Source organism: Caballeronia sp. PC1, assembly GCF_021353155.1.
GTDB classification, from domain to species: domain Bacteria; phylum Pseudomonadota; class Gammaproteobacteria; order Burkholderiales; family Burkholderiaceae; genus Caballeronia; species Caballeronia cordobensis.
Map to the genome: position 1 here is coordinate 1,180,101 of NZ_JAJUBH010000002.1, position 25,517 is coordinate 1,205,617.

The window sequence follows — 25,517 nt, forward strand, 5'->3', positions numbered from 1 at the left end:
TCAGTCGAGCGACAGCCGCGCGGCGAATGCGAGCAGCGCGGCGGAGAAGGTCCAGCGCTGCACGGTCTGCGCTTTCGGATGACGGCGCAGCCAGCCGGAAATGCGCACCGCGCCCGCCGCGAGCGCGAGGTCGAACATGACGCCGACCGCGACCAGCACCACGCCCAGTTCCAGCACTTGCGACCAGACCGGACCCGTCTCCGGCCGCACGAATTGCGGCAGCAGCACGGAACAGAACAGCAGCGCCTTCGGATTGAGGATGCTGCTCAAGATGCCTTTCATATACGCGGAACGCAGCGTGGACGCGGCGGCCTGGCCGGGCGCGGCGTCGAGTCCGAACGCGGGCGAGCGAAAAATCTGAATCGCGACGTACGACAGATACAGGCCGCCCGCGATGCGCACGCCGTCATAGAGCCACGGCGCACTGCGCAAGAGCGCGGCGACGCCGAGCGCCGAGAGCGTCACGTGGGTCGCGCGCGCCGTGGCGAGCCCGGCGGCGACCGCGAGGCCATGCCGCAGACCGCGCGTGCCGCTCGTCTGAAGCATGAGCGCCATGTCCGGCCCCGGCAGCGCGTAGACGACTGCGAGCGCGCCGACGAATACCCACAGCAAGTGTGCCGAGACCATGATGAATTCTCCTGTTTCGAAGGCTTCATCGTGCCACTTCGGACGCGGTGGTTTCTGGTATTTTGCGTCGGCATTCGGAATAGGATTGGCGCGATCCGCTAGAATCTACGAAATCAAGAGAGGAAAGCGCTATGACCGAACTCGACCGAATCGACCGCGCCATGCTCGCGGCGCTCCAGCAGGACGGCCGCATGCCGGTCGCAAAACTCGCCGAACGCGTCGGACTGAGCGAAACGCCGTGCGCGCGCCGGCTGAAGCGTCTCGAAAGCGAGGGCTATATCGACGGCTATCGCGCGATGTTGTCGCGCAAGGCGCTTGAACTCGGCGTCGTCGCGTTCGCGCAGGTGCGCTTCAGCGTGCATGACCGCGCGCTGTCGGATCGCTTCGAGCGCGAGATTCACGGCATCGCGCGCATCGTGTCGTGCCACAACATTTCGGGCACGGCGGATTATCTGTTGCAGATCGTCGCGCGCGATCTCGACGAATACGGCGTCTTCATGCGCGATGTGCTGCGGACGCTGCCGGGCGTCACGGCCGTCGAATCGATGCTTTCCCTGCGCGAAGTCAAGCGCGACGGCGGCCTGCCCTTGCCGTAAGTCTTGTCTATACAAGGACCGGACGAAAGCCTCGGGATTCCCCTAATACACCGCAAGTTGTATATACAAGAACATGAGACCCACTCGCCGCGGGTTTCCACCCGCGCTCGCCGACTCACTTTCTTGATGCGCAGGAGCACTCCGTGACTTCATCCTCCCGTTTTCGCGACACCGAGATTCGCGCACCGCGCGGCACGCAGCTCAACGCCAAGAGCTGGCTCACCGAAGCGCCGCTGCGCATGCTGATGAACAATCTCGATCCCGACGTGGCCGAGAATCCGAACGAGCTGGTCGTCTATGGCGGCATCGGCCGGGCGGCGCGCGACTGGGCGTGCTACGACAAGATCGTCGAGACGCTGAAGCGCCTCGAAGCGGACGAGACGCTGCTGGTGCAGTCGGGCAAGCCGGTCGGTGTGTTCCGGACGCACGAGAACGCGCCGCGCGTGCTGATCGCGAATTCGAATCTCGTGCCGCACTGGGCGAACTGGGAGCATTTCAACGAACTCGATGCGAAAGGCCTCGCCATGTACGGGCAGATGACCGCCGGAAGCTGGATCTACATCGGCAGCCAGGGCATCGTGCAGGGCACGTACGAGACCTTCGTCGAGGCGGGGCGGCAGCACTACGGCGGCGACCTGAAAGGCCGCTGGGTGCTGACCGCGGGGCTCGGTGGCATGGGCGGCGCGCAGCCGCTCGCGGCGACCCTCGCGGGCGCGTGTTCGCTGAATATCGAATGCCAGCAGAGCCGCATCGATTTCCGTCTGAAGACGCGTTACGTCGACGAACAGGCGACCGATCTCGACGACGCCCTCGCGCGCATCCGGCGCTACACGTCCGAAGGCCGCGCGATGTCCATCGCCCTGTGCGCCAACGCCGCCGACGTGCTGCCCGAACTCGTGCGGCGCGGCGTGCGCCCGGACATGGTCACGGATCAGACGAGCGCGCACGATCCGCTCAACGGCTATCTGCCGCAGGGGTGGACGTGGGCGCAGTATCGCGACCGCGCGCTGAGCGATCCGGCGGGAACCGTGAAGGCCGCGAAGCAATCGATGGCCGAGCACGTGCGCGCGATGCTCGCGTTCCGCGAACAAGGCGTGCCGACCTTCGACTACGGCAACAATATTCGTCAGATGGCGAAGGAAGAGGGCGTCGACAATGCCTTCGACTTTCCCGGCTTCGTGCCGGCGTATATCCGGCCGCTCTTTTGCCGCGGCGTCGGGCCGTTCCGCTGGGCGGCGCTGTCGGGCGATCCGGAGGATATCTACAAGACCGACGCGAAAGTGAAGGAACTCATCGCCGACGACGCGCATCTGCATCGCTGGCTCGACATGGCGCGCGAGCGCATCAGCTTTCAGGGCCTGCCCGCGCGCATCTGCTGGGTCGGCCTCGGGCAGCGCGCGAAGCTCGGCCTCGCGTTCAACGAGATGGTGCGCAACGGCGAGCTGTCGGCGCCGGTCGTGATCGGCCGCGATCATCTCGATTCCGGCTCGGTCGCGAGCCCGAATCGCGAAACCGAAGCCATGCAGGACGGTTCCGACGCCGTTTCCGATTGGCCCCTGCTCAACGCGCTCCTGAACACGGCGAGCGGCGCGACGTGGGTGTCGATCCATCACGGCGGCGGCGTCGGCATGGGCTTCTCGCAGCACGCGGGCGTCGTGATCGTATGCGACGGCAGCCGTGAAGCCGACGCGCGTATCGCGCGCGTGCTGCACAACGATCCGGCGACGGGCGTCATGCGCCACGCCGACGCCGGCTACGACATCGCCGTTCAGTGTGCCCGCGAGCAGGGCCTCGACCTGCCGATGATCGCGCGATGAAAACGCTCTGGCACGGCTGCCACGCCGCGACGATGGCGGGCGGCAAGTATTCGGTCGTCGAAGACGCCGCGATTCTCACCGACGGCGCGCGCATCGAATGGATCGGGCCGCGCGCGTCGGCGCCGGATATCGGCGCCGGTGAGCGCGTCGATCTCGACGGTGCATGGGTGACGCCGGGCCTGATCGACTGTCATACGCACCTCGTGTTCGGCGGCGATCGCAGCGGCGAGTTCGAAGAGCGGCTCGAAGGCGTGAGCTACGCCGAGATCGCGGCGCGCGGCGGCGGCATTGCGAGCACGGTGCGCGCGACGCGCGAAGCCAGCGAGGACGCGTTGTTCGAAGCCGCGAAGGCGCGCGCGCTCGGCCTCGTGCGCGAAGGTGTGACCACGCTCGAAGTGAAATCCGGCTACGGGCTCGATCTCGCGAACGAGCGCAAGATGCTGGCCGTCGCGCGGCGGCTCGGGCACGCGCTGCCGCTGACCGTGCGCGCCACCTGCCTTGCGGCGCATGCGTTGCCGCCCGAATACGCGAATCGCGCGGATGACTACATCGCGTACGTCTGCGACGACATGCTGCCCGCGCTCGTCGCAGAAGGACTCGTCGATGCGGTCGATGCGTTTTGCGAGCACATCGCGTTTTCGCCGCAGCAAGTCGAGCGCGTTTTCCAATGCGCGCGCGATCTCGGCGTACCCGTGAAGCTGCACGCGGAGCAGTTGTCGTCATTGCACGGCGCGTCGCTTGCGGCGCGCTATCGGGCGCTGTCGGCGGATCATCTCGAATACATGACCGAAGACGATGCCGTGGCGATGGCGCAAGCCGGCACCGTCGCCGTGCTGCTTCCGGGCGCGTTCTATATGTTGCGCGAAACGCAGTTGCCCCCGGTCGATGCGCTGCGGCGGCACCGCGTGCCGATCGCGCTGGCGAGCGATCTGAATCCCGGCACGTCGCCGGCGCTTTCCTTGCGCATGATGCTCAACATGGGCTGCACGCTGTTCCGCCTGACGCCGGAGGAGGCGCTCGCGGGCGTGACGATTCACGCGGCGAAGGCGCTCGGACTGCAGGCGACGCACGGTTCGCTGGAAGCGGGTAAGGCCGCGGATTTCGTCGCGTGGAAGATCGGCAGGCCTGCTGAGCTTTCCTATTGGCTCGGCGGCGCACTGGAAAATCGCGTCGTGCGCGCGGGCGCGGAAATCGACTTTGCGCGCATCGCCGCATAAAAAGACGCCTCGTCCGAATCGGCGAGGCGTCTTGCTCGAACCCGAAACGAGAAACGTCCGGGCGCGGCGTTACGAACTGCGCTTGCGGATCATGCCCCAGACCACGAGCAGGATGATCGCGCCGATGACCGAGGCGATCCACCCGGCCGGTTGCCCCGGCTGATACCAGCCCAGCGCGCGGCCGACGTAGCCCGCGATCAGCGAGCCCGCGATACCGAGCACGATGGTCATGATCCAGCCCATGTTGTCGTCGCCCGGCTTGATGGCCCGCGCGATGAGACCGACGACGAGTCCGACGATCAAAGTACCGATGAATGCAAGCATGCGGTTGCTCCTTGACTGAGTTTGACGGCTTCTTGACTGCGTTGCAGATGGATTCCGGATGGGCCCGGTACATTCAAATTAGCACGGCGCCATGCATTTGGGTATGACACTGGCCACACGGCCTATGCCATAAGCATGAACGGTGCCGCGTGCGTGACCAAGGTAGAATTCGTTGCATTATCTGAATGCCTGTTCGCACCGCAACGATATGACCGATTCCGAATTTCCTTCCACTGACGACGCGATTCATGAGGACCGCCTCTGGCGCGACGACGGCTGGACCGCCCGCGTGATCAAGAACGAGGACGACGACGGCTGGGCCGTCGAAATGATCCAGTCGGGCGAGGCCGAGCCCGCGCTTGTCGGCCCGTGGACGATGGGCCGCGACAAGAAAAACCCGAAGCCGCTCGACGCCAATGCGTTTCGAACGCTCGTCAAGACAGCGTCGGAAGTATTGCGCCGCCATGAACAGCAGCGCCATGCGATGCTGCACAAGAACGTCGTCATCGACGTCCGCGGCGAGGAATTGACGGTCACGCTGGAGATCGTTCCCGACGAGGACGATCCGTACGCCAATCTCAAGGCCTTCGATGCCTACGGCACGCAACTCGCGCATGTGCGCGTGTCGCCGGCATTCAAGCTCAACAAGGCCAGCGCGGAACGCTGGGCCGAGAACGATTTCGCCAAGCCGGGCTCGGGTGGTTAGACGCGATTGAGCGCATAGACGAAAACGCCGTCGCGTTATGCCGCGACGGCGTTTCAAAGGGATGACGAGCGGCGCTCTGGCGCTCAGTGATTCTTCACGACGAATTCGATCCTTCGATTCGCGAAACGTCCGCTCGCGGTTTCGTTGTCCGCAACCGGATTGGCGTCGCCGTAACCCGCCGCCGTGAGCGATTGCGGCGGCACGCCATTCTTCACCAGGAAGCCGCGGACTGCCTGAGCCCGTTCCTTCGATACTTCGAGCTTGGCCGCTGCCGCGCCCAGCGTATCCGCATAGCCCGCGATTTCGAGATTCACCATCGAGCCCTTGGCTGCGCAGTTCTTGAGCAACTGCGCCGTCTCGCCGAGCGTGGCGTACGCGCTTTCCGGCAACTGCGCGCTCGAACGCGCGAAATTGACGACCTGAAGGTCGAGCACCTTGGTCAGCTTGCTGCCGGAGCAAGGCGTGTCGGTTGCGAGCAGGCTCTTCATCGCGCTGCGAAAGGATTGCGTCGCCGTGGCGACCGCGCCATCCACGTCGAACGCGGCGACCTGGAACATGCCGCCGAGCGTGCCCTTCAGACGGTCCGCCCAGCCGAGCTTGGCGTTCGCGGCCGTGCCGCTCAGTTCGACCTTCGAGCCGCTCACCTTGGCTTCGGCGCCGGGCAGGGCCATCAGCGGGAAGAAATCGTTCAGGCGCGAAAGCCAGGTCGCGGGGCGCGTTTCAGGCACGACGGCGACGTTCGCGGTGAAGGCTTTGCCGAAACGAGCCGTCAGCGTGTCGAGCAGATGCTTCTTCTCGGCTTCCGTGCCGACCGTGGCCTCGATCGCGGGCGTGCCTGCCGCGTTGACGTTGAACAGCAATTGCGCGTCTTTCCACGAGGCGGGTGCGGTCGTCGGTGCAGGCGCGGCGACGGCCGATGCCGCCGTGGTGATCGGCGTGTCGGCGATGGCCGATGCGGCGATCGGGGCTTCGTCCACGGGCTGCGTGGCCGGCGCCGACACGTCCGCCACATGCGGCGCTGCCGGAGCCGTGCTCAGATCGATGCTGTCGCGTGTCGTGAAGCCGCGATAGTAGACCAGCACGAGAATCAGTGCCAACACGGCGAACAGCACCCAGACCCACTTGTTCGAACGCTTCGTCGCGGGCTTGATGACCGGCTTGCGCAACGTAGGCTGAGACGGAGACGAAGGCGCGGCTGCCGGGCGCGGCGCGGACTTCGCGACAGGCGCGCTCAGCACGGCGGCGGCTGCGGCGGGCTCCGGCGCAACCGCAAAGGGCACGTCGTTGTCGATGCGCTGGTCCAGGCTCGATGCGACTGTAGCGAGACGGGGCGCGATGCAACTGGTGAAGCCTTCGGTGTTGCCGACGCCGATGGCCGCCGCGACCGCGTTCGACATCGACGTATTGATTTCGCCGATCTGCTCGCGCAGGAGTTTCGGCACTTGCGTCAGGCCCCACTGCGCGAGCAGGAAATGCCGCTTCAGGGTGCCGAACAGCACCGCGGCGACGATGCCCGCGAGCGCCGAAGTAGCTTGCGTGGGAACGCCGGTCTCGGCGGATACGGCGTCGGTCAGCGCATCGACGCGCTGGCCGGTTGCGAGCGCGGCCAGCGAATGGCCGTTGGCTTCGAGTTGCTTGAGCCCGCCGGTGGTCGCGATGAGCTTGGAAAACTGATCGACGATATAAGCGTTCGTCTCCGGCTGCATGATGACGGCGTACACCGACTGCGCGCCGGGTACGAGCGTCGCCCGGTCCATCAGCGATGCCACGAGTCCGGGCGCGATGCGTGCCGCGACTTGCCGGACGATGGGCCCGGGTATGCCGAACTGTTGCGACAGCTGTTCCGCGATGTGGTCCGAGATCGCGGAATTGACCGCCTGGACGAGATTGATGCTCATCGACTGTCTTTCCTTTCTACATGGGCGCGCAACGCAGGCGCAATGGTGCAGCGCATTCTATATGCGCAGTTATCCTAAAAAGATTTAGGCAAACTTCTTTACGAAAATGGCGCGCCGATGCGACTGTGCGACGCTTCAGCGTGCGCGCGGGCTCATGCCAGTGAAGAACCTGAGAATGCGCTTTCCGGTGATGCCGAGCCATGACGGTTCGGCGGGCGCGGGTTCGTCGCTGTTCACCTGAAGCGCAAGGAGGGACAGCATGGAGTGAGACCGAATGAGCGTGCGGTACGATGCGTCGAGCGGCGACGTCCACGCACACGTGCGGCAATCGTGTTTCGCGCACGTATTGCAGGGAGGTTGATCGCGATTCATGGCGGAGTCCTTTTCGAATACCTGCACATGATCTTCGATAAGCTTTCGCCTGACGATCAGAAGCTTCCGATTGAACTCTTGGTTTCGATCTCGGAAATAGGACAAACTAGCCGGGCGAGCCAGACACTGTTGCGCTGAAGCACTGAAAAGGAGAAGGCGATGCACTACCTGCTGATTTACGAACTTTGTTCGGATTATCTGGAGCGCCGCGCGCAATTCCGCGACGCGCATCTCGCCCTCGCGTGGGCCGCCGTCGAACGGGGCGAGATCGTGCTCGCCGGCGCGCTCGACACGCCCACCGATCGCGCAATGCTGCTATTTCACAGCGATTCACCCGCGCCGGCGGAAGACTTCGCGAAAAACGATCCGTATGTGAAAAACGGCCTGGTCGAGCGCTGGGAAGTGCGCAAGTGGAACACGGTCGTCGGCGCGAGCGCGGCCACGCCCGTGCGATAACGCCGACGAGACAGTCACGCGTCGGCCGTTTCTTCCTCGGGACGATCGCGGCGCGTGGGAACCCGGCGCTGCGCCGAGCGATACAGGCTCGTGAGCGTATCGTCGATCTGCTGCGAGCGTTCGAAGAGCGCCGCGAGCCAGTCGACGAACACCGAGACGCGCGGGGTCGCCTGACGGCTCTTCAGGAACGCGACCGATACCTTCATCGGCGGCGACTTCCACTGCGGCAGCACTTCGCGCAATTGTCCCGAACGCAGGTAAGACTGCGCCGCGATGCGCAACGGCTGGATCAGCCCGAGCCCCTCGACGCCGCACGCGAGATACGCGTGTTCGTCGGCGACCTGCACGAAGCCGCGCATCTTCATCGTGACGGGCTTGCCATCGACATCGAAATCGAAGTCGGCGGGGCGGCCGCTTTTTTCCGACAGACAGTTCACAGCGACATGCTGCGCGAGTTCGTCGAGCGTTTGCGGCGTGCCGTGCTTTTCCAGATACGCGGGGCTTGCGCACGTCACCTGTTCGAGCATGCCGAGCCGGCGCGCGATCAGACCCGAATCCGGTAATTCGCCGAGTTGCACGCTGCAATCGACCCCTTCGCCGACGAGATCCACATTGCGATTGCCGATGCCGATCGACAGCTCGATCTGCGGATAGCGCGCGTGAAATTCCGGCAGCGCGGGCACGACGATCGAGGTCGCGACGGTATCGGGCATCTCGACGCGCAGCCGTCCGCGCAGGCGCTCTTCGCCCGCGCCGAAACCGGATTCGAGCTCGTCGATATCGGCGAGGATTTGCGCGCAGCGTTCGTAATAAGCGGCGCCATCGACGGTGAGATTCAGGCGCCGCGTCGTGCGTGCAAGCAGTTGCACGCCGACGAGCGCTTCGAGTTGTTGCACGGTCGTCGAAACACTCGCGCGCGGCATGCCGAGTGATTCGGCGGCGCGCGTGAAACTGTTCGTATCGACGACACGCGTAAAGACACGCATGGCATGGACGCGATCGATCACGTTGAGTTTTCCTTTTATGACGATTGAATGGCGATGCGCGAGTAAAAGCGACTCCACCGCGGCTGTGAGGCTGCGGAAAAAAGGCGCATCGGCGATGGTTAGATCGTACGGACGGGAAGCGTCAACGTGAATACACAAAAATGGCGGATTCTTGCCTGATCCTTCGCGACGGCGAGCATCAGAGCATCGGCATCTCGCCGCGCAGCCGGCCCGCGAAACCGGTCATGTCCGCGCCCGAAGGCGATTGGTAGAGCCGCAGACCCATCTCCGGAAGGATGGAGAGCAGATGATCGAACACGTCGCCCTGAATGCGCTCGTATTGCGTCCACGCGGTCGTCGCGGTGAAGCAGTAGACCTCGATCGGAATGCCCTGCGATTCGGGCTCCAGCATACGCACCATCATGGCCATGTCCTGACGGATTTCCGGGTGCCGCTGCAGATACGCCAGCCCATACGCGCGAAACGTGCCGATATTCGTGAGCCGCCGGCGGTTGGCCGGCTCGTTGGCGAGCTCGCCGAGATTGCGGTTCGCCTGCTCGACTTCGGTCTGCTTCTGTTCCAGATAATCGTGCAGCAGGCGAAAGCGTTTCAGCCGCGCGGTCTCTTCGTCGGTGAGAAATCGCACGCATTGCGCATCGATACGCAAGGTGCGCTTGATGCGCCGTCCGCCCGATTCGAACATATGCCGATAGTTGCGATAGCTCTCCGAAAAGAGCTTATACGTCGGCACGGTCGTCACGGTGTTGTCCCAGTTCTGCACCTTGACCGTATGCAGCGCGATGTCCTTCACGAAGCCATCGGCGGCGGCTTGCGGCATTTCGATCCAGTCGCCGATGCGCAGCATGTCGTTCGACGTCAGTTGCGTGCTCGCAACCAGCGACAGCAACGTGTCCTTGAACACGAGCAGCAGCACCGCGGAGAGCGCGCCGAGACCGGAGAGCATCCAGAGCGGTGAGCGGTCGATGAGAATCGACAGCACCAGCACGCCGCACACGAGCGCAAGCGCGAGCTTGCCGATCTGGATATAGCCCTTGATCGAGCGCGTCTGCGCTTCCTTGCTTTCCGCATAGACGTCCTGCCACGCCGAGAGCGCGCTGCCCGCGGCGAGAAACACGCAGATCCACGCGCAGCCATGCGCGACGCGGCCGATGACCACGGCCCAGTGACCGATGCGCGGCACTTCGTCGATGCCGAGCGCCACCGTCGCGAACGGCACCGCGTACCAGAGCCGGTGATAGGCGCGATGCCTGATGAACGCGCGATCCCACTTCTCGTGCCCCGCGAGCACGAGCAGGCGATGCGCGATACCGAGCACGATGCGCGCGACGACCCATTGAACGAACAGCGCGATCAGCGCGAGCATGACGAGACCCGCGACGAGCTGCGCCCACGGATGAGCGGCGAGTTGCTGCGGCAAAGGATCGGGAAGGAAATCGAAATTCATACTTATGGGTAGGAACAGGGAAGTGCGCCCGGTATTGTGCATGAACGCGCATCGAACACCGCGGACGTGCGTGCCTAATCGGAAAACGCCTCATCGGAACACGCCTTATCGAAAACCCGAAGTCGATGAAAATGAATTTTTTTTCGCGAGGTTTTCGAGTAAATATACTTTCATCGTCACTCTGGCAAGGTCAGCAGAGCGTTTCATGTCCCGTTCCCTATCGGCCCATGCGCCTCATGCGGTTCGCACGCCGGCGAGCGCAGACGATCTGATCTCCGCGCGCATCGCCGCGGCCATGCCGACGCTCACGCCGATCCATCGGCGCATGGGCGCATTCGTGCTGGCCAACCTGTTCCGCTCGGCGACCATGCGTATCGACGAGCTGGCGGGCGCGGTGGGCGCGTCGGTCGCGACGGCGAACCGCTTTGCGCGCGCGCTCGGCTTTTCCGGCTATCCGGCGTTTCGCGAGGCGCTAGTGCGCGGCTTCGAGGCGACCATCGCGCCGGTCGAACGTTTGCGGACCGCGCTGGAATCGCCCGCGAGCGGCGCGGAAGTTTTCGATGCATCGCTCGCGCAGGCGGCCGCGAATCTGCGTCTCGCCCAGACGTCCGTCGATGGCGCGAGAGCCGAGGTCATCGTCGAGATGATTCTCGCCGCGCCGCGCGTCTTCGTGATCGGCTATGGCGCGAGCGCGTTTCTCGCCGGTCTGATGGAGCACGGGCTCACGCCGTATTGCTCGAACGTGCAGTCGCTCGCGCTGATGGGCGGGCCGTCGCACGCGGCGCGGCGGCTCTTCACGGCGACGCGCGGCGACGTGCTCATCGCGATCGCGTTTCCGCGCTATGTCGACGACACCATCGCGCTCGCACGGCTCGCGCGCGATCACGGCTTGCGCGTCATCGCGATGACCGACAGCACGGCGTCGCCGCTCGCGCAAGTGGCGGACCTCGTGCTCGCGATCCGCGCCGAACGCAGGCTGGCGGCGAACTGCGACACGGCGGTGCTCGCGGTCATCGAAGCGCTGTGCGATGCGGTCGCGCATCGCGCGAAGCGGTCGGTCGAGGCGGCGTCGGGATTGACCGAATTCGTGCTGCCGTGGCTCGTCGCGCCGTCGCTCACACGAGAGCACACGGAACACGCCGAGCACGCAAAGCGCCGCACGCACGCGAAAAGAACCATTCACACGGAACCGCGCGAATCATGAAGGCCACACCAGTCATTGCGATTCACGGCGGCGCGGGCACGATCCTGCGCAGCGCGATGAACACCGAAACCGAGGCGCGCTATCACACGGCGCTTGAAGGCATCCTGCTCGCCGGGCAGCGTGTGCTCGCCGATGGCGGCAGCGCACTCGACGCCGTCACCGAAGCCGTGCGCCTGCTCGAAGATTGTCCGCTCTTCAACGCGGGCCACGGCGCGGTGTTCACGGCGGCCGGCACGCACGAACTCGACGCCTCCGTGATGGACGGCGCGACGCTCGAAGCCGGCGCCGTCAGTTGCGTGACGCGCGTGAAAAACCCGGTGCTCGCCGCGCGCCGCGTGCTCGACGTGAGCGAACACGTCATGTTCACCGCCGCGGGCGCGGAAGCATTCGCACAGGCGCAGGGGCTCGAATTCGTCGATCCGTCGTACTTCTATACGGAGGCGCGCCATCAACAATGGATGAAGGCGCGCGGTAGCTCGGGCACGATGCTCGATCACGACGCGACGACAAAGTTTGCTTTCGAGAACGATCCCATCGACCCCGACAAGAAGTTCGGCACCGTCGGCGCGGTCGCGCTCGATGCGCAGGGTCATCTGGCGGCGGCCACGTCGACGGGTGGCATCACCAACAAACAGGCGGGCCGCGTCGGCGATGCGCCGCTGATCGGCGCGGGCTGCTATGCGAACGACGCCACCTGCGCCGTGTCCACCACCGGCACGGGCGAAATGTTCATGCGCATGCTCGCGGCCTACGACGTCTCGGCGCAGATGGAGTATCGCGGCGCGTCGCTGGAAGACGCATCGCACGATGTCGTGATGAACCGTCTGCTGCGCATCGAAGGACGCGGCGGTCTCGTCGCCGTCGACGCGAAGGGCAACGTCGTGCTGCCGTTCAACACGGAAGGCATGTATCGCGGTTTCGCGCGCGTGGGCGAAACGCCCGTTACGGCGATCTATCGATGACGATACCGACCCTGCCCGATGCCCGCGTGATCGACGTGCGCGATCTGTCGGTCGCGTTTCGCTCGCGCTCGCGCACCATCGAAGCCGTGCGCAATATCTCGTTTGCCGTGGATCGCGGCGAGACGCTCGCGATCGTCGGCGAGTCGGGCTCGGGCAAGTCGGTCACGTCGCTCGCGCTGATGCGTCTCGTCGAGCACGGCGGCGGCCAGATCGTCTCGGGCAGCATCGCGTTTCGCCGACGCAACGGCATCACGCTCGATCTCGCGAAAGCCTCGTCCGCGACGATGCGCGGCGTGCGCGGCGCCGATATCGCGATGATCTTTCAGGAACCGATGACATCGCTCAATCCGGTGTTCACGGTCGGCGATCAGATCGCGGAAGCCATTGCGCTGCATCAGGGCAAGAGCCATGCACAAGCGCGCGCCGAAGCATTGCATCTGCTCGATCTCGTGCGCATTCCCGAATCGAAGCGTGTATTCGCGCGCTATCCGCATCAGTTGTCGGGCGGCATGCGCCAGCGCGTGATGATCGCGATGGCGCTCTCGTGCAAGCCCGCGATCCTGATCGCCGACGAGCCGACCACCGCGCTCGATGTCACCATTCAGGCGCAGATTCTGCAACTCGTGCGCGGCCTGCAGGACGAGATGAACATGGGCGTGATCTTCATCACGCACGACATGGGCGTGGTCGCCGAAGTGGCGGATCGCGTGCTCGTGATGTATCGCGGCGAGAAGGTCGAGGAAGCGCCATCGGACGCGCTGTTCCACGCGCCGAAGCATGCGTACACGAAGGCGCTGCTCGCCGCGGTGCCCACGCTCGGCGCGATGCGCGGCACCGACCGCCCCGCGAAATTCCCTATCCTCGAAGTCGAGCCCGTGGATAGCGCCCCGGACGACGCGAGCGCGCTGCGTCCGTCTGCGGCGGTCGAGAAGGAACAGCAGCCCGCCGTCGACGAAACCGTGCAGCCCATTTTGCGCGTGCGCGATCTCGTCACGCGCTTTCCGGTGAAAAGCGGCCTGTTCGGACGCACGACCGCGGCTGTGCATGCGGTCGAGCGCGTGAGCTTCGAACTGCGTCCGGGCGAAACGCTCGCGCTCGTCGGCGAATCGGGCTGCGGCAAATCGACCACGGGCCGGTCGCTGTTGCGTCTCGTCGAGAGCCAGAGCGGTTCGATCGAATTCGACGGACGCGATATCAGCAAGCTCGAAGGCCACGCGCTGCAAACACTGCGGCGCAATATCCAGTTCATCTTTCAGGACCCGTTCGCGTCGCTCAATCCGCGTCTGACAGTCGGCTTTTCGGTGATGGAGCCGCTGCTCGTGCATGGCGTCGCGAGCGGGAAGGAAGCGCAGGCGCGCGTCGACTGGCTGCTCGAAAAAGTCGGCTTGCCGCCCGAGGCCGCGCAGCGTTATCCGCATGAATTCTCGGGCGGTCAGCGGCAGCGCATCGCGATTGCAAGAGCGCTCGCGCTGAACCCGAAAGTCGTGATCGCCGACGAATCCGTCTCCGCGCTCGATGTTTCGGTGCGCGCGCAGATCGTCAATCTGATGCTCGACCTGCAGCGCGAACTCGGCGTGGCGTATCTCTTCATCTCGCACGACATGGCGGTCGTGGAGCGCGTGAGTCATCGCGTGGCGGTGATGTATCTCGGGCAGATCGTCGAGATCGGGCCGCGCGCGGCCGTGTTCGAAGCGCCGCGCCACCCGTACACGAGGAAGCTCATGAGCGCGGTGCCGGTTGCCGATCCGTCGCGGCGGCACGCCAAACGCATGCTCGCCGCTGACGAGATTCCGAGCCCGATCCGCAAGCTCGGCGATGAGCCCGTCGTCGCAAAACTGGTTGCCGTCGGACCGGATCATTACGTTGCCGAGCATCACGTCGGCGGCGCTTACTAGAAGCACTTCAACAAGGAGTCCAACGATGCCGAGTTTCCAATTGCGCGCGACGCTCGCAGCAAGCGCGTTCGTCACACTGACCGCCCTCGCACCCGTTGCAGCGCATGCGCAAAGCACCGCCGTGATGGCCGTCGCCTCGACCTTCACGACGATGGACCCGTACGACGCCAACGACACGCTCTCGCAGGCGGTGGCGAAGTCGTTCTATCAGGGCCTGTTCGGTTTCGACAAGGACATGAAGATCCAGAACGTGCTCGCCACGAGCTACGAGGCGAGCCCGGATGCGAAGGTCTATACGATCAAGCTGCGCCAGGGCGTGAAGTTTCACGACGGCACCGACTTCAACGCCGACGCCGTGAAGGCCGTATTCGACCGCGTGACGAATCCGGACAACAAGTTGAAGCGCTACAACCTCTTCAACAAGATCGAGAAGACGGAAGTGATCGATCCGTACACGGTGAAGATCACGCTGAAGATTCCGTTCTCGGCGTTCATCAACGTGCTTGCGCATCCTTCGGCGGTCATGATCTCGCCGGCCGCGCTGCAGAAGTACGGCAAGGAGATCGCGTTTCATCCCGTCGGCACGGGGCCGTTCGAGTTCGTCGAATGGAAGCAGACCGACGACCTGAAGGTGAAGAAGTTCGCGGGCTACTGGAAAAAGGGCCTGCCGAAGATCGACATGATCGACTGGAAGCCGGTCGTCGATAACAACACGCGCGCCGCGCTCATGAAAACGGGCGAGGCGGACTTCGCGTTCTCGGTGCCGTTCGAGCAGGCCGATTCGCTCAAGTCGAGCCCGAAGGTCGATCTGATCGCGGCGCCGTCGATCATTCAGCGCTATGTCAGCATGAACACGCTGCAAAAGCCCTTCGATAACCCGAAGGTGCGCGAGGCGATGAACTACGCGATCAACAAGGAAGCGCTCGTCAAGGTCGCGTTCGCGGGTTATGCCGTGCCGGCCGAAGGCGTCGTGCCGCCGGGCGTCGATTACGCGACGCCGAAGCTCGGTCCCTGGAAATACGATCCGGCGAAAGCGCGCGAACTGCTGAAGGAAGCGGGCTATCCGAACGGCTTCGAAACCGTGTTGTGGTCCGGCTATAACCACACGACCGCGCAGAAGATCATCCAGTTCGTGCAGCAGCAGCTTTCGCAAGTGGGCGTGAAGACGTCGGTCGAGGCGCTCGAAGCGGGGCAGCGCGTGCAGCGCATCGAAAGCGCGCCGGATCCCAAGACCGCGCCCGTGCGCATGCTCTACATCGGCTGGTCGTCGTCGACGGGCGAAGCGGACTGGGCGATCTCGCCGCTCCTGAGCGGCGGTTCCTTCCCGCCGAAGCTCTTCAACACGGCGTACTACAAGAACGATCAGGTTGACGAAGACTTGCAGAAGGCGCTCGCGACCACCGATCGCGGCGAAAAAGCGAAGCTCTACACCGATGCGCAAAAACGCATCTGGGCCGATGCGCCGTGGATCTTCCTCGTCACGGAAAAGGTCGTGTACGCGCGCAGCAAGCGTCTGTCCGGCGCGTACGTGATGCCCGACGGCTCGTTCAGCTTCGACGAGATCGCGATCAAGTAAGGCGCCTGGGCCGGGCACGCGCTGCCCGGCCTCATCTGAAGAAAAACGATGCTCAATTTCATCGCCAAACGATTGTTAGGCTTGCTGCCGACGCTCTTCATCGTCGCGGTACTGGTGTTCTTTTTCGTGCACATGTTGCCGGGCGATCCGGCGCGTCTCGCCGCGGGCGCGGAAGCCGACGAAGCCACGGTCGCGCTCGTGCGCGCCGATCTGGGTCTCGACAAGCCGTTGCCGCAGCAACTGGTGAACTTCTTCGGCAAGATCGTGCATTTCGACTTCGGCATGTCCACGCGCAGCAAGCGGCCGGTATCGACGGAGATCGCCGAACGCTTCATGCCTACGTTGTGGCTCACGGTCGCGAGCATGGTGTGGGCGGTGATCTTCGGCATGGCGATCGGCATCGTGTCGGCTGTGTGGCGCAATCGCTGGCCGGACCGGCTGGGCATGACGCTCGCGGTGTCGGGCATCTCGTTTCCCGCCTTCGCGCTCGGCATGCTGCTGATGGAAATCTTCTCGGTGAAGCTCGGCTGGCTGCCGATCGTCGGCGATGGCTCGTGGCAAAGCTATGTGCTGCCGTCGCTCACATTGGGCGCGGCGGTCGCGGCGGTGATGGCGCGCTTCACGCGTGCGTCGTTCGTCGAAGTGCTCGGCGAAGATTTCGTGCGCACCGCGCGCGCGAAGGGCGTGCACGAGCCCATGGTCATCGTGAAGCATTGTCTGCGCAACGCGATGATTCCCGTCGTCACGATGATGGGCCTGCAGTTCGGCTTTCTGCTCGGCGGCTCGATCGTCGTGGAGAAGGTGTTCAACTGGCCGGGCCTCGGACGCCTGCTCGTCGATGCCGTCGAGATGCGCGACTATCCGGTGATTCAGGCGGAAGTGCTGCTGTTTTCGCTGGAATTCATCGTAATCAATCTGGTCGTGGACGTGCTGTACGCGATCATCAATCCGACCATTCGTTTCAAGTGAGGACGCGATGAGCGTAACAGCGCAAACGCCGGTCGCCGCCGCCCACGAAATCCGCACGCCGTGGAGCGAGTTCTGGCGCAAGTTCAAACGGCAGCATGTCGCGATGGTCGCAGCGGGCTTCGTGTTGCTGCTGGTCGTGATCGCGATCGTCGCGCCGTATATCGCGCCTTACGATCCGGAAAACTATTTCGATTACGACGCGCTCAATGCGGGCCCGTCCGCCGCGCACTGGTTCGGTGTGGATTCGCTCGGGCGCGACATTCTGAGCCGCATCCTCGTCGGCAGCCGCATCTCGCTAACGGCGGGTCTGCTTTCGGTCGTGATCGGCGCGGTCATCGGCACGTTCTTCGGACTGCTCGCGGGCTATTACGAAGGCTGGTGGGACCGCATCGTGATGCGCATTGCAGACGTGCTGTTCGCCTTTCCCGGCATTTTGCTCGCGATCGGCGTCGTCGCGATTCTCGGCAACGGCATGGTGAACGTGGTGTGCGCGGTCGCGATCTTCAGCATTCCCGCGTTCGCGCGGCTCGTGCGCGGCAACACGCTCGCGCTGAAGCATCTCACGTATATCGAGGCGGCGAAGAGCATCGGCGCATCGGACTGGACGATCCTCGCGCGGCACATTCTGCCGGGCACGATCTCGTCGGTGGTCGTGTACTTCACGATGCGCATCGGCACGTCGATCATCACGGCGGCGAGTCTCTCGTTTCTCGGACTCGGCGCGCAGCCGCCGACGCCCGAGTGGGGTGCGATGCTCAACGAAGCGCGCGCCGACATGGCGATGGCCCCGCACGTCGCGATCTTCCCGAGTCTCGCGATCTTCTTCACGGTGCTCGCGTTCAATCTGCTAGGCGACGGCCTGCGCGACGCGCTCGATCCCAAACTCGACCGGCCATGACGATATCCGACGTCGCGGGCGTGACCGTCGGTCATTGCACGCTTGCGCAAGGCGCGATTCAGACGGGCGTCACGGTGATTCGTCCGCACGGCGGCGATGTGTACCGCGACAAGGTGCCCGCCGCGGCGTGCGTGATCAACGGCTTCGGCAAGAGCGTCGGGCTGGTTCAGCTCGATGAGCTCGGCGTGCTCGAAACGCCTATCGCGCTGACCAATACGTTCGGCGTCGGCACGGTTGCGAATGCGCAGATTCGCGCGGCCATCGCGGCGAATCCGCGCATCGGACGCGAAGAGCCGAGCGTGAATCCGCTCGTGTTCGAATGCAACGACGGCTATCTGAACGACATGCAGGCGCTCGCGATCGACGAGGCGCATTACGCGAGTGCGCTCGACGCGTGCAGCGCGGATTTCGCGCGCGGCGCGGTGGGCGCGGGGCGCGGCATGTCGTGCTTCGAGCTGAAGGGCGGCATCGGCTCGGCTTCGCGCATTGCGCGCATCGGCGAACAGTCCTTCACGACGGGCGCGCTCGTGCTCGCGAACTTCGGCAAGCTGCATCAACTGGTCATCGAAGGCGAAGCGGTCGGGCAAAGGCTGCAAGCCAGGACGCACGCGACGCCCGAACAAGGCTCGATCATCATGCTGATCGCAACCGACGCGCCGCTCGATTCGCGCCAGTTGCGCCGCGTCGCGATGCGGGCCGCGGCCGGCCTCGCGCGCACCGGCTCGGTCTACGGCCACGGCAGCGGCGATATCGCGCTGGCCTTCACGACCGCGTACACGGCGCGGCACGATGCGGACTTCATCGCACTGCCGCCGCTTATCAACGACGCGCGGCTCGATCCGCTGTTCCAGGCCGCCGCCGAGAGCGTCGAGCACGCGATCCTCGACGCGCTCCATAGCGCCGAAACGGTCGCCGGACGCGACGGCCACCGGCGCTTATCGCTCAACGACGCATTGAAGGCACGCTCATGAAAGTGCTGATTTCAGTGGATATCGAAGGCATCGCGGGCGTGTTCCATCCGGAGCAGACGCGACCCGGCAACACCGAATACGAGCAGGCGCGCCGCTGGATGACGCACGAGGCGAACGCCGCCGCGCAAGGCGCATTCGAGGGCGGCGCGTCGCAGGTGTGGATCAACGATTCGCACGGCGGCTTTCGCAACCTGATGCCCGATTTGCTCGATCAGCGCGCGCGCCTCGTGCTCGGCAAGCCGCGCACGCTCGGCATGATGGCGGGGCTGGAGGCATCGCCGGACCTGGTGTTCATGATCGGCTATCACGCGCGGGCGCAAAGCCGCGGCATTCTCGCGCATACCATCAACAGCGCCGCGTTCGCGCGGGTTTCGCTCGATGGCGAGGAAACCGGCGAGGCTGGACTGTACGGCCGGCTCGCGGAGGAACAGGGCGCGCGCGTCGCGCTTCTTTCCGGCGACGACGTGTTCGGCGCCGAAACGCTGCCCGCGTTTCCCGGCGCGCGCTTTCTTTGCGTGAAGACCGCGCACGGCTATTCCAGCGGCGTGACGGAAACGCCGGCGGCGGCGTGCGAAGCGATCCGGCTCGCCGCGCGGGAGACGGTCGAAGGCGCGGCGGCCTCGGGCCATGCGCGGCGTTCCGCGCCCAGGGCGTATCGCTGCGAATTGCGTGCGCAAACCACCGCGTTCGCCGATCTCTTCTGCCAGTGGCCGGCGCTCGAGCGCATCGATGCCGTGACCCTCGCTTTCGAGGCGCCGTCGGCCGAACACGTCGTGCGAATGCTCAATTGTCTTTCGGCAATGTCCTTCATGATACGGTGAGGGTTTGAACCCGGCGCTTTGAGTATCGTCTTTGAGTATCGTTAGAATGGAGCCACGCGCAAGACCGGCTCTGGTTTTGACGTGTTTTTGCAGACGACGCTCATGCACACGGTGAAGCTCGAACACAACGATGACGAAGTCCTCGATCCCGCCGATCCGCAACTCGTCGTGCGCGGCTCGCTGTTCATCGACGGTCATGACGCCGGCTGCTGGGAACAGCGGCGCGACGGCACGTGGGCGGCGCATGTGCGGCACCGGGAAGGCTGGATCGTCGAGACGAGCCGCGGCGCGTTGATCGACCGGCTCGCCCGCGAGGCATAACGCAGTTAATTTCAAACCGATTTCACATATTTCATGTATCTGTCGATCATCGCCGTAGGGCTCGGCGGCGGACTGGGTTCGCTGCTCCGATGGGTCCTCGGTCTGCGCCTGAATGCGATCTTTCCGAATCTGCCGCTCGGCACGTTCGCGGCGAACGTCATCGCCGGCTACATCATCGGCGTGGCGGTCGCCTTTTTTGCGCGCTATCCGGATATCTCGATGGAATGGCGTCTTTTCATCATTACGGGGCTGATGGGCGGGCTGTCCACGTTTTCCACGTTCTCGGCCGAAGTGGTCGCGCATCTCCAGCAAGGGCGGCTCGGCTGGGCGCTCGCCGAGATCGCGATTCACGTTTGCGCCTCGCTGCTCATGACCGCGCTCGGTATCGCCACGGTCGCGGTGGCGTCCTGAAGGCACGCAGCGAAATCCGATTTCTCGCGATTTGAACGTTTGCGCGCACCCGATCCCAACGTGTTTCCGCTATTTTCTTCCGCGTTTTCCAACGCTAATCCCTCGCTGCCTATGCAGCGGTTTTTTCTTTGACAGTAACGAAGGTGATGAAATGCCAAGGCCGCCGCTCATCGATGTGAGACCGTATCGCACGAGCGATCTCGACGGTGTGATCGATCTGTTTCAACGCGCCGTTCGCGAAACGGCTTCGGCCGACTACAACGCAGCGCAGATCGAAGCCTGGGCGCAAGCCGACCGCGACGAATGGGAACTCGCGCGTCTGAGCCGCCCGACCTGGGTCGGTCTCGTCGACGGCGCGCTCGCCGGCTTCGCCGATCTCCAGAAAAACGGTCTGATCGACATGATGTTCGTCGATCCGAAGTTTCAGCGCAAAAGCGTGGCGACATCGCTGCTCGCGCGCATCGAGGCCGAAGCGGAAGAGGCCGGTCTGACGACGCTGCACACGTATTCGAGCGTCACCGGGAAACCGTTCTTCGAATATTGCGGCTTCACGACACTGCTCGCGCGCGCGATCGTGGTGCGCGAACAGCGCTTTGTCCAGTTCGTGATGGAGAAGGTGCTGGAAACGTAAAATCTGTATAGACAAGATGTGTAAAACCACCCGGGAGATCTCAGTGATATCCCGGATATCCCCTTGTTTCGTCCTTCATGCGCGTTTAGACTTGAGTCTAACTTGTATAGACAGGACGAACCATGATCACGCTCACGCCCGGAAAGCTGACTCTCCCGCAACTGCGCCGCATCGCGCGAGGCTCGGACCCGCTCGAACTCGATCCCGCCAGCTTCGGCGCGATCGATGCGAGCGCGCGCGCCGTCGCCGCCATTGCCGCAAAGGGCGATCCGGCTTACGGCATCAATACGGGCTTCGGGCGGCTCGCCAACACGCACATTCCGGCTGACCAGCTCGAACTGCTGCAGAAGAATCTCGTGCTGTCGCACGCGGTGGGCGTCGGCGAGCCGATGTCGCGTCCGGTCGTGCGGCTTTTGATGGCGCTCAAGCTGTCGAGCCTCGGGCGCGGTCATTCGGGCATCCGCCGCGAAGTCATCGACGCGCTCATCACGCTGTTCAACGCCGACGTGCTGCCGGTCATCCCGGTGAAGGGCTCGGTCGGCGCATCGGGCGATCTCGCGCCGCTCGCGCATATGTCGACGGTGCTGCTCGGCCTCGGCGACGTGACCATCCGCGGCGAACGCGCGAGCGCGCTCGACGGCCTCAAGGTCGCGGGCCTCAAGCCGCTCACGCTGCAGGCGAAGGAAGGGCTGGCGTTGCTGAACGGCACGCAGGCGTCGGCGGCGCTCGCGCTGTACAACCTGTTTGCGATCGAAGACCTGTTCCGCACGGGGCTCGTCGCGGGCGCGCTGTCGGTGGATGCGGCGGCGGGCTCGGTCGTGCCGTTCGATGCGCGCATCCACGAACTGCGCGGGCATCGCGGGCAGATGGAAGCGGCGGCCGCGTACCGCACGCTGTTGAAGGGCTCGGGCATCAACCTGTCGCACGCGGACTGCGACAAGGTGCAGGACCCGTACAGCCTGCGCTGCCAGCCGCAGGTCATGGGCGCGTGTCTGGACCAGATGCGCCACGCCGCCGACATCCTGCTGATCGAATCGAACGCCGTCTCCGACAATCCGCTGATCTTCCCCGACACCGGCGAAGTGCTCTCGGGCGGCAACTTCCACGCGGAGCCGGTCGCGTTCGCCGCCGACAATCTCGCGCTTGCCGCCGCTGAAATCGGCGCGCTGGCGGAACGCCGCATCGCGCTGCTGATCGACGCGACACTGTCTGGCCTGCCGCCTTTCCTCGTGCGCGACGGCGGCGTGAACTCCGGCTTCATGATCGCCCATGTGACGGCGGCCGCGCTCGCGTCGGAGAACAAGACGCTCGCGCATCCGGCATCGGTGGATTCGCTGCCGACGTCGGCGAATCAGGAAGATCACGTTTCGATGGCGACCTTCGCCGCGCGCAAGCTCGGCGACATCGCCAGCAACACGGCCAATATCCTCGCGATCGAGCTGCTCGCGGCGGCACAGGGCGTCGATCTGCGCGCGCCGCATCAGACCAGCGCGCCTTTGCTCGAAGTCGTGAAGACGTTGCGCGCGCACGTTCCGCACTACGATCTGGATCGTTACTTCGCGCCGGATATCGCCGCGATCGCCACGCTCGTGCAGGACGGCGCGATCGGCCGGCACAGCCCGTTCTCGTTCGCGTCGGAAGCGCTGGAACAAAGCGCATGAACACGCCCGCGTATCAGGAGATCAAGGATTACATTCTCCAGCGCATTCACGTAGGCGAGTGGAAGGAGGGCGATCAGGTGCCCTCCGAGAACGAACTCGCGCGCGAGTTCAAGGTCGCGCGCATGACCGTGAACCGCGCGCTGCGCGAGCTGACCGCCGATCAGGTGCTCACGCGCGTGCAGGGCGCGGGCACGTTCGTCGCGCAGCCGAAATACGCGTCGACGCTCGTCGAGATCCGCAGCATTTCCGATGAAATCGTCGCGCGCGGCCATGCGTACCGCGCGGAGGTGCTGCATCTGGGCGCATCGATCGTCGATGAGCTGCTTTCCGACGAAATGCATCTCACGCTCGGCAGTCCGGTGTTTCATTCGCGCGTGCTGCACTTCGAGAACGACGAGCCGGTGCAGATGGAAGAGCGCTACGTGAATCCCGCGCTCGCGCCGGAATACGCGCGTCAGGATTTCACGACGATCACGCCGAACCAGTACCTCATGTCCGCCGCGCCGCTGCAGCGCGTCGAATACCGGATCGAGGCGTCGGTGCCGTCGCCGGAAATTCGCCAGGCGCTCGCGATGAGAGAGCACGAGCCGTGTCTGCTGCTGCATCGGCGCACGTGGTCGCGCGACGCGGTCGCCTCGGTTGCCAATCTCTGGCATCCGGGCGATCGATACCAATTCACCGGGCATTTCTAATCTCATGATGATTCGCGCCGAATCGCTCACGCCCAGGCCGTGGAAGAACGGCGGCGGCGTGACGCGCGAGATCGCGGCGGGGCCGCCGGGCGCGTCGCTGGATGCGTTCGCGTGGCGTCTGTCGCTGGCGGACGTGGCTGAAGACGCCGCGTTTTCGGCTTTCGCGGGCGTCGATCGCGTGCTCGTGCTGCTCGATGGCGCGGGCATGCGTCTGACGCAAGACGATGGCCGCGTGCACGCGCTCGATGCGCCGCTCGCCATGGCGCGCTTTCCCGGCGAAACGCCGATTCACGCGACCTTGATCGACGGCCCGACACGCGATTTCAACGTGATGGTGCGTCGCGATCGCGCCCGCGCGAGCTTGGAGATCCGGCGCGCTTCATGCTCCGTCGAAGTCGTGCACGATGTGACTTTCGTCTTCTGCGCGCGTGGCCGGATCGATATCAAGCTCGCCGACGGGACGCGCCATACGATCGAAACAGACGACACGCTGCGCCTCGATCGCGCGGCCGTATCCGCGATGGAGTGCGAGGCGTCGCATGACGCCGCGTGGCTGCACATCGGCATCGACATGGTGTAATGCGGCGAACGGCTCGCCAAGCAGCCGCGCCTCGATATAAGAACGGAGACTGAACATGAACGCTGCGAATCGCGCATTCTTTGCAGACCACGCGCGCCTCGCCGACGGGTGGCGGCGCGACGTGCTTCTCGAATGGGACGAAGGCGGCAAGCTCGTGCGCGTCACGCCGGGCAGCGCCGCGCCTGCGGGCGTCGAACGGGCGAAGGGGCCGGTCATGCCCGGCATGCCGAACCTGCACTCGCACGCGTTCCAGCGCGCGATGGCGGGCCTCACCGAATATCGCGCGAGCGTCGCCGACACGTTCTGGAGCTGGCGCGATCTCATGTATCGCTTCGCCGCGAAGATCGGTCCCGAGTCGCTCGCCGATATCGCGCACTGGCTTTACATCGAGATGCTGAAGGCGGGCTACACGTCGGTGTGCGAATTTCATTACGTGCATCACGCACCCGACGGCTCGCCTTACGCGAACCGCGCGGAACTGGCCGAGCGCGTCGTCGATGCCGCGGAGCGTGCGGGCATCGGCATCACGATGCTGCCGGTGCTTTACGAATACAGCGGCTTCAACAAGGGCGCGCCGCGCGACGATCAGCGGCGCTTTCTGAACACGCCCGACACGCTGCTCGCGCTCATCGAAACGCTCGCCGCCGCGCGGCCCGAGAACGGCGCGCGGCGTTACGGCGTCGCGCCGCATTCGTTGCGCGCGGTCGCGGGCGAATCGCTCGCGGCGCTGCTCGAAGGGCTCAAGGGGCTCGAAGGGCGTTTCGGTCATGCGCCGGTGCATATCCACGTCGCGGAGCAGGTCGCCGAAGTGGAAGCGTGCGTCGCGGCGACCGGGCATCGTCCGGTGGAATGGCTGCTCGAACGCTTCAATGTCGACGAGCGCTGGTGCCTCGTGCACGCGACGCATATCGACGCGCACGAATGCGCGCGTCTCGCGGCGAGCGGCGCGGTCGCGGGCCTGTGTCTCACGACCGAGGCGAATCTCGGCGACGGCGTGTTTCCCTCGCGCGATTATCTCGATGCGGGCGGGCGCATCGGCATCGGTTCGGACAGTCATATCGGCGTGGACTGGCGCTCGGAGCTGCGTCTGCTCGAATACGGCCAGCGTCTGTGCCGCCGTCAGCGCAACGTGCTCGCATCGGCGACGCAGAGCCGTCCCGCCGAACGTCTTTTCGATGCCGCGCTCGACGGCGGCGCGCACGCGACAGGGCGGCCCGTCGGCGCGCTTGCGCCGGGCATGCGCGCGGACTGGCTCGTGCTCGACGACGCGCATCCGGGCATCGGCGGCCATGCGCCCGAGACGTGGCTGTCTAGCGCGGTGTTCTGCGAGCATGGCGAGACGCCGATCCGCGACATCTTCGTGTCCGGCCGCAAGGTGGTCGATGCGCGCCGTCACGCGCATGAAGACGCAGCGCTCGCGCGTTATCGCGACGCCTTGCGCGGCTTGCTCGCCTGAGGTGA

At 64.8% G+C, this 25,517-nt stretch carries 26 protein-coding genes; 20 read left to right on the forward strand and 6 right to left on the reverse strand.

The annotated features are described in order from the left end of the window. Complete coding sequence (locus LY284_RS21395) at positions 1-627, reverse strand: LysE family translocator (protein ID WP_045454846.1); 627 nt, start codon at positions 625-627, stop codon at positions 1-3. Between the two features lie 131 nt (positions 628-758). Between LY284_RS21395 and LY284_RS21400 the strand changes: the two genes are divergently transcribed. The 3 genes from LY284_RS21400 to hutI all read left to right on the forward strand — a co-directional run bounded on the left by LY284_RS21400 (position 759) and on the right by hutI (position 4,257). After that, positions 759-1,223 (forward strand): Lrp/AsnC family transcriptional regulator, encoded by a 465-nt coding sequence (locus LY284_RS21400; RefSeq protein ID WP_014251172.1) that lies wholly within the window; start codon positions 759-761, stop codon positions 1,221-1,223. A gap of 143 nt (positions 1,224-1,366) precedes the next feature. Beyond that, the gene (hutU, locus tag LY284_RS21405) at positions 1,367-3,040 is read left to right on the forward strand and encodes a urocanate hydratase (protein WP_233387906.1); all 1,674 of its coding nucleotides are present in this window, start codon (positions 1,367-1,369) and stop codon (positions 3,038-3,040) included. Continuing rightward, entirely contained in the window at positions 3,037-4,257 is a 1,221-nt protein-coding gene (gene hutI, locus LY284_RS21410) for an imidazolonepropionase (RefSeq protein ID WP_233387907.1), read from the forward strand. The genes hutU and hutI overlap by 4 nt, the downstream gene beginning before the upstream one ends. Positions 4,258-4,326: 69 nt before the next feature. Here the strand turns inward: hutI and LY284_RS21415 are convergent, their stop codons facing one another. Beyond that, positions 4,327-4,581 (reverse strand): GlsB/YeaQ/YmgE family stress response membrane protein, encoded by a 255-nt coding sequence (locus LY284_RS21415; RefSeq protein WP_014251169.1) that lies wholly within the window; start codon positions 4,579-4,581, stop codon positions 4,327-4,329. A gap of 208 nt (positions 4,582-4,789) precedes the next feature. On the opposite strand from LY284_RS21415, the gene LY284_RS21420 reads away from it, so the two are divergent. Then, positions 4,790-5,287 carry a hypothetical protein gene (locus LY284_RS21420; protein ID WP_233387908.1) on the forward strand — a complete coding sequence of 166 codons (498 nt, stop codon included), beginning with the start codon at positions 4,790-4,792 and terminating at the stop codon, positions 5,285-5,287. Positions 5,288-5,370: 83 nt separating this feature from the next. On the opposite strand, the gene LY284_RS21425 is transcribed toward LY284_RS21420, so the two are convergent. Together LY284_RS21425 and LY284_RS21430 are read right to left on the reverse strand one after the other, a co-directional pair. Beyond that, positions 5,371-7,185: an OmpA family protein gene (locus LY284_RS21425; protein ID WP_233387909.1), complete on the reverse strand. Its 1,815-nt coding sequence runs from the start codon at positions 7,183-7,185 to the stop codon at positions 5,371-5,373. A gap of 135 nt (positions 7,186-7,320) precedes the next feature. After that, positions 7,321-7,557 (reverse strand): hypothetical protein, encoded by a 237-nt coding sequence (locus tag LY284_RS21430; protein WP_143281656.1) that lies wholly within the window; start codon positions 7,555-7,557, stop codon positions 7,321-7,323. A 159-nt stretch (positions 7,558-7,716) separates the two neighbouring features. Here LY284_RS21430 and LY284_RS21435 point away from each other — a divergent pair, with 159 nt between their 5' ends. Then, positions 7,717-8,013: a YciI-like protein gene (locus LY284_RS21435; protein ID WP_014251165.1), complete on the forward strand. Its 297-nt coding sequence runs from the start codon at positions 7,717-7,719 to the stop codon at positions 8,011-8,013. Positions 8,014-8,027: 14 nt separating this feature from the next. On the opposite strand, the gene LY284_RS21440 is transcribed toward LY284_RS21435, so the two are convergent. Then, a complete protein-coding gene (locus LY284_RS21440; protein ID WP_233387910.1) occupies positions 8,028-9,020 on the reverse strand; it encodes a LysR family transcriptional regulator in 993 nt (330 codons plus the stop codon). Positions 9,021-9,198: 178 nt separating this feature from the next. Then, positions 9,199-10,464, reverse strand: a complete 1,266-nt coding sequence (locus tag LY284_RS21445) for a mechanosensitive ion channel family protein (RefSeq protein ID WP_053569625.1) — start codon at positions 10,462-10,464, stop codon at positions 9,199-9,201. 205 nt (positions 10,465-10,669) lie between these two features. On the opposite strand from LY284_RS21445, the gene LY284_RS21450 reads away from it, so the two are divergent. The 15 genes from LY284_RS21450 (at position 10,670) to LY284_RS21520 (ending at position 25,512) form a co-directional block, all read left to right on the forward strand. Beyond that, the gene (locus tag LY284_RS21450) at positions 10,670-11,668 is read left to right on the forward strand and encodes a MurR/RpiR family transcriptional regulator (RefSeq protein ID WP_233387911.1); all 999 of its coding nucleotides are present in this window, start codon (positions 10,670-10,672) and stop codon (positions 11,666-11,668) included. After that, the gene (locus LY284_RS21455; protein ID WP_233387912.1) at positions 11,665-12,630 is read left to right on the forward strand and encodes an isoaspartyl peptidase/L-asparaginase family protein; all 966 of its coding nucleotides are present in this window, start codon (positions 11,665-11,667) and stop codon (positions 12,628-12,630) included. Before LY284_RS21450 ends, LY284_RS21455 begins: the two co-directional genes overlap by 4 nt. Continuing rightward, the gene (locus tag LY284_RS21460; RefSeq protein ID WP_233387913.1) at positions 12,627-14,525 is read left to right on the forward strand and encodes a dipeptide ABC transporter ATP-binding protein; all 1,899 of its coding nucleotides are present in this window, start codon (positions 12,627-12,629) and stop codon (positions 14,523-14,525) included. Before LY284_RS21455 ends, LY284_RS21460 begins: the two co-directional genes overlap by 4 nt. A gap of 25 nt (positions 14,526-14,550) precedes the next feature. Next, on the forward strand, positions 14,551-16,101 hold the full coding sequence (gene gsiB / locus LY284_RS21465) for a glutathione ABC transporter substrate-binding protein GsiB (protein ID WP_233387914.1): 1,551 nt from the start codon (positions 14,551-14,553) through the stop codon (positions 16,099-16,101). A 48-nt stretch (positions 16,102-16,149) separates the two neighbouring features. Continuing rightward, on the forward strand, positions 16,150-17,070 hold the full coding sequence (gsiC, locus tag LY284_RS21470; RefSeq protein WP_014251158.1) for a glutathione ABC transporter permease GsiC: 921 nt from the start codon (positions 16,150-16,152) through the stop codon (positions 17,068-17,070). Between the two features lie 7 nt (positions 17,071-17,077). Next, a complete protein-coding gene (gsiD, locus tag LY284_RS21475; RefSeq protein ID WP_045454810.1) occupies positions 17,078-17,968 on the forward strand; it encodes a glutathione ABC transporter permease GsiD in 891 nt (296 codons plus the stop codon). Beyond that, a complete protein-coding gene (locus LY284_RS21480; RefSeq protein WP_233387915.1) occupies positions 17,965-18,939 on the forward strand; it encodes a P1 family peptidase in 975 nt (324 codons plus the stop codon). The genes gsiD and LY284_RS21480 overlap by 4 nt, the downstream gene beginning before the upstream one ends. Continuing rightward, positions 18,936-19,760, forward strand: coding sequence for a M55 family metallopeptidase (locus tag LY284_RS21485; RefSeq protein ID WP_233387916.1), 825 nt, complete (start codon positions 18,936-18,938; stop codon positions 19,758-19,760). The genes LY284_RS21480 and LY284_RS21485 overlap by 4 nt, the downstream gene beginning before the upstream one ends. A 102-nt stretch (positions 19,761-19,862) precedes the next feature. Further along, complete coding sequence (locus tag LY284_RS21490) at positions 19,863-20,081, forward strand: hypothetical protein (protein WP_045455844.1); 219 nt, start codon at positions 19,863-19,865, stop codon at positions 20,079-20,081. Between the two features lie 33 nt (positions 20,082-20,114). Next, on the forward strand, positions 20,115-20,492 hold the full coding sequence (crcB, locus tag LY284_RS21495) for a fluoride efflux transporter CrcB (RefSeq protein WP_014251154.1): 378 nt from the start codon (positions 20,115-20,117) through the stop codon (positions 20,490-20,492). Positions 20,493-20,643: 151 nt separating this feature from the next. After that, positions 20,644-21,123 carry a GNAT family N-acetyltransferase gene (locus tag LY284_RS21500; protein ID WP_233387917.1) on the forward strand — a complete coding sequence of 160 codons (480 nt, stop codon included), beginning with the start codon at positions 20,644-20,646 and terminating at the stop codon, positions 21,121-21,123. A gap of 122 nt (positions 21,124-21,245) precedes the next feature. After that, positions 21,246-22,784, forward strand: a complete 1,539-nt coding sequence (gene hutH / locus LY284_RS21505) for a histidine ammonia-lyase (protein ID WP_233387918.1) — start codon at positions 21,246-21,248, stop codon at positions 22,782-22,784. Further along, a complete protein-coding gene (gene hutC / locus LY284_RS21510) occupies positions 22,781-23,476 on the forward strand; it encodes a histidine utilization repressor (protein ID WP_233387919.1) in 696 nt (231 codons plus the stop codon). Before hutH ends, hutC begins: the two co-directional genes overlap by 4 nt. A 4-nt stretch (positions 23,477-23,480) precedes the next feature. Next, positions 23,481-24,056: a HutD family protein gene (locus LY284_RS21515; protein WP_233387920.1), complete on the forward strand. Its 576-nt coding sequence runs from the start codon at positions 23,481-23,483 to the stop codon at positions 24,054-24,056. 55 nt (positions 24,057-24,111) lie between these two features. After that, positions 24,112-25,512, forward strand: a complete 1,401-nt coding sequence (locus tag LY284_RS21520; protein ID WP_233387921.1) for a formimidoylglutamate deiminase — start codon at positions 24,112-24,114, stop codon at positions 25,510-25,512. Positions 25,513-25,517 lie beyond the last annotated feature (5 nt).

What these genes read in the sequence shown, in the direction of transcription:
- LY284_RS21455 (WP_233387912.1), top strand. Translation starts at nt 11,665, where the DNA reads ATGAAGGCCACACCAGTCATTGCGATTCACGGCGGCGCGGGCACGATC.
- LY284_RS21400 (WP_014251172.1), top strand. Translation starts at nt 759, where the DNA reads ATGACCGAACTCGACCGAATCGACCGCGCCATGCTCGCGGCGCTCCAG.
- LY284_RS21460 (WP_233387913.1), top strand. Translation starts at nt 12,627, where the DNA reads ATGACGATACCGACCCTGCCCGATGCCCGCGTGATCGACGTGCGCGAT.
- gsiD (WP_045454810.1), top strand. Translation starts at nt 17,078, where the DNA reads ATGAGCGTAACAGCGCAAACGCCGGTCGCCGCCGCCCACGAAATCCGC.
- LY284_RS21480 (WP_233387915.1), top strand. Translation starts at nt 17,965, where the DNA reads ATGACGATATCCGACGTCGCGGGCGTGACCGTCGGTCATTGCACGCTT.
- gsiC (WP_014251158.1), top strand. Translation starts at nt 16,150, where the DNA reads ATGCTCAATTTCATCGCCAAACGATTGTTAGGCTTGCTGCCGACGCTC.
- LY284_RS21490 (WP_045455844.1), top strand. Translation starts at nt 19,863, where the DNA reads ATGCACACGGTGAAGCTCGAACACAACGATGACGAAGTCCTCGATCCC.
- LY284_RS21420 (WP_233387908.1), top strand. Translation starts at nt 4,790, where the DNA reads ATGACCGATTCCGAATTTCCTTCCACTGACGACGCGATTCATGAGGAC.
- gsiB (WP_233387914.1), top strand. Translation starts at nt 14,551, where the DNA reads ATGCCGAGTTTCCAATTGCGCGCGACGCTCGCAGCAAGCGCGTTCGTC.
- LY284_RS21430 (WP_143281656.1), bottom strand. Translation starts at nt 7,557, where the DNA reads ATGAATCGCGATCAACCTCCCTGCAATACGTGCGCGAAACACGATTGC.
- LY284_RS21520 (WP_233387921.1), top strand. Translation starts at nt 24,112, where the DNA reads ATGAACGCTGCGAATCGCGCATTCTTTGCAGACCACGCGCGCCTCGCC.
- LY284_RS21515 (WP_233387920.1), top strand. Translation starts at nt 23,481, where the DNA reads ATGATGATTCGCGCCGAATCGCTCACGCCCAGGCCGTGGAAGAACGGC.
- hutC (WP_233387919.1), top strand. Translation starts at nt 22,781, where the DNA reads ATGAACACGCCCGCGTATCAGGAGATCAAGGATTACATTCTCCAGCGC.
- LY284_RS21415 (WP_014251169.1), bottom strand. Translation starts at nt 4,581, where the DNA reads ATGCTTGCATTCATCGGTACTTTGATCGTCGGACTCGTCGTCGGTCTC.
- crcB (WP_014251154.1), top strand. Translation starts at nt 20,115, where the DNA reads ATGTATCTGTCGATCATCGCCGTAGGGCTCGGCGGCGGACTGGGTTCG.
- LY284_RS21445 (WP_053569625.1), bottom strand. Translation starts at nt 10,464, where the DNA reads ATGAATTTCGATTTCCTTCCCGATCCTTTGCCGCAGCAACTCGCCGCT.
- hutI (WP_233387907.1), top strand. Translation starts at nt 3,037, where the DNA reads ATGAAAACGCTCTGGCACGGCTGCCACGCCGCGACGATGGCGGGCGGC.
- LY284_RS21435 (WP_014251165.1), top strand. Translation starts at nt 7,717, where the DNA reads ATGCACTACCTGCTGATTTACGAACTTTGTTCGGATTATCTGGAGCGC.
- LY284_RS21425 (WP_233387909.1), bottom strand. Translation starts at nt 7,185, where the DNA reads ATGAGCATCAATCTCGTCCAGGCGGTCAATTCCGCGATCTCGGACCAC.
- LY284_RS21395 (WP_045454846.1), bottom strand. Translation starts at nt 627, where the DNA reads ATGGTCTCGGCACACTTGCTGTGGGTATTCGTCGGCGCGCTCGCAGTC.
- LY284_RS21500 (WP_233387917.1), top strand. Translation starts at nt 20,644, where the DNA reads ATGCCAAGGCCGCCGCTCATCGATGTGAGACCGTATCGCACGAGCGAT.
- hutH (WP_233387918.1), top strand. Translation starts at nt 21,246, where the DNA reads ATGATCACGCTCACGCCCGGAAAGCTGACTCTCCCGCAACTGCGCCGC.
- LY284_RS21450 (WP_233387911.1), top strand. Translation starts at nt 10,670, where the DNA reads ATGTCCCGTTCCCTATCGGCCCATGCGCCTCATGCGGTTCGCACGCCG.
- LY284_RS21485 (WP_233387916.1), top strand. Translation starts at nt 18,936, where the DNA reads ATGAAAGTGCTGATTTCAGTGGATATCGAAGGCATCGCGGGCGTGTTC.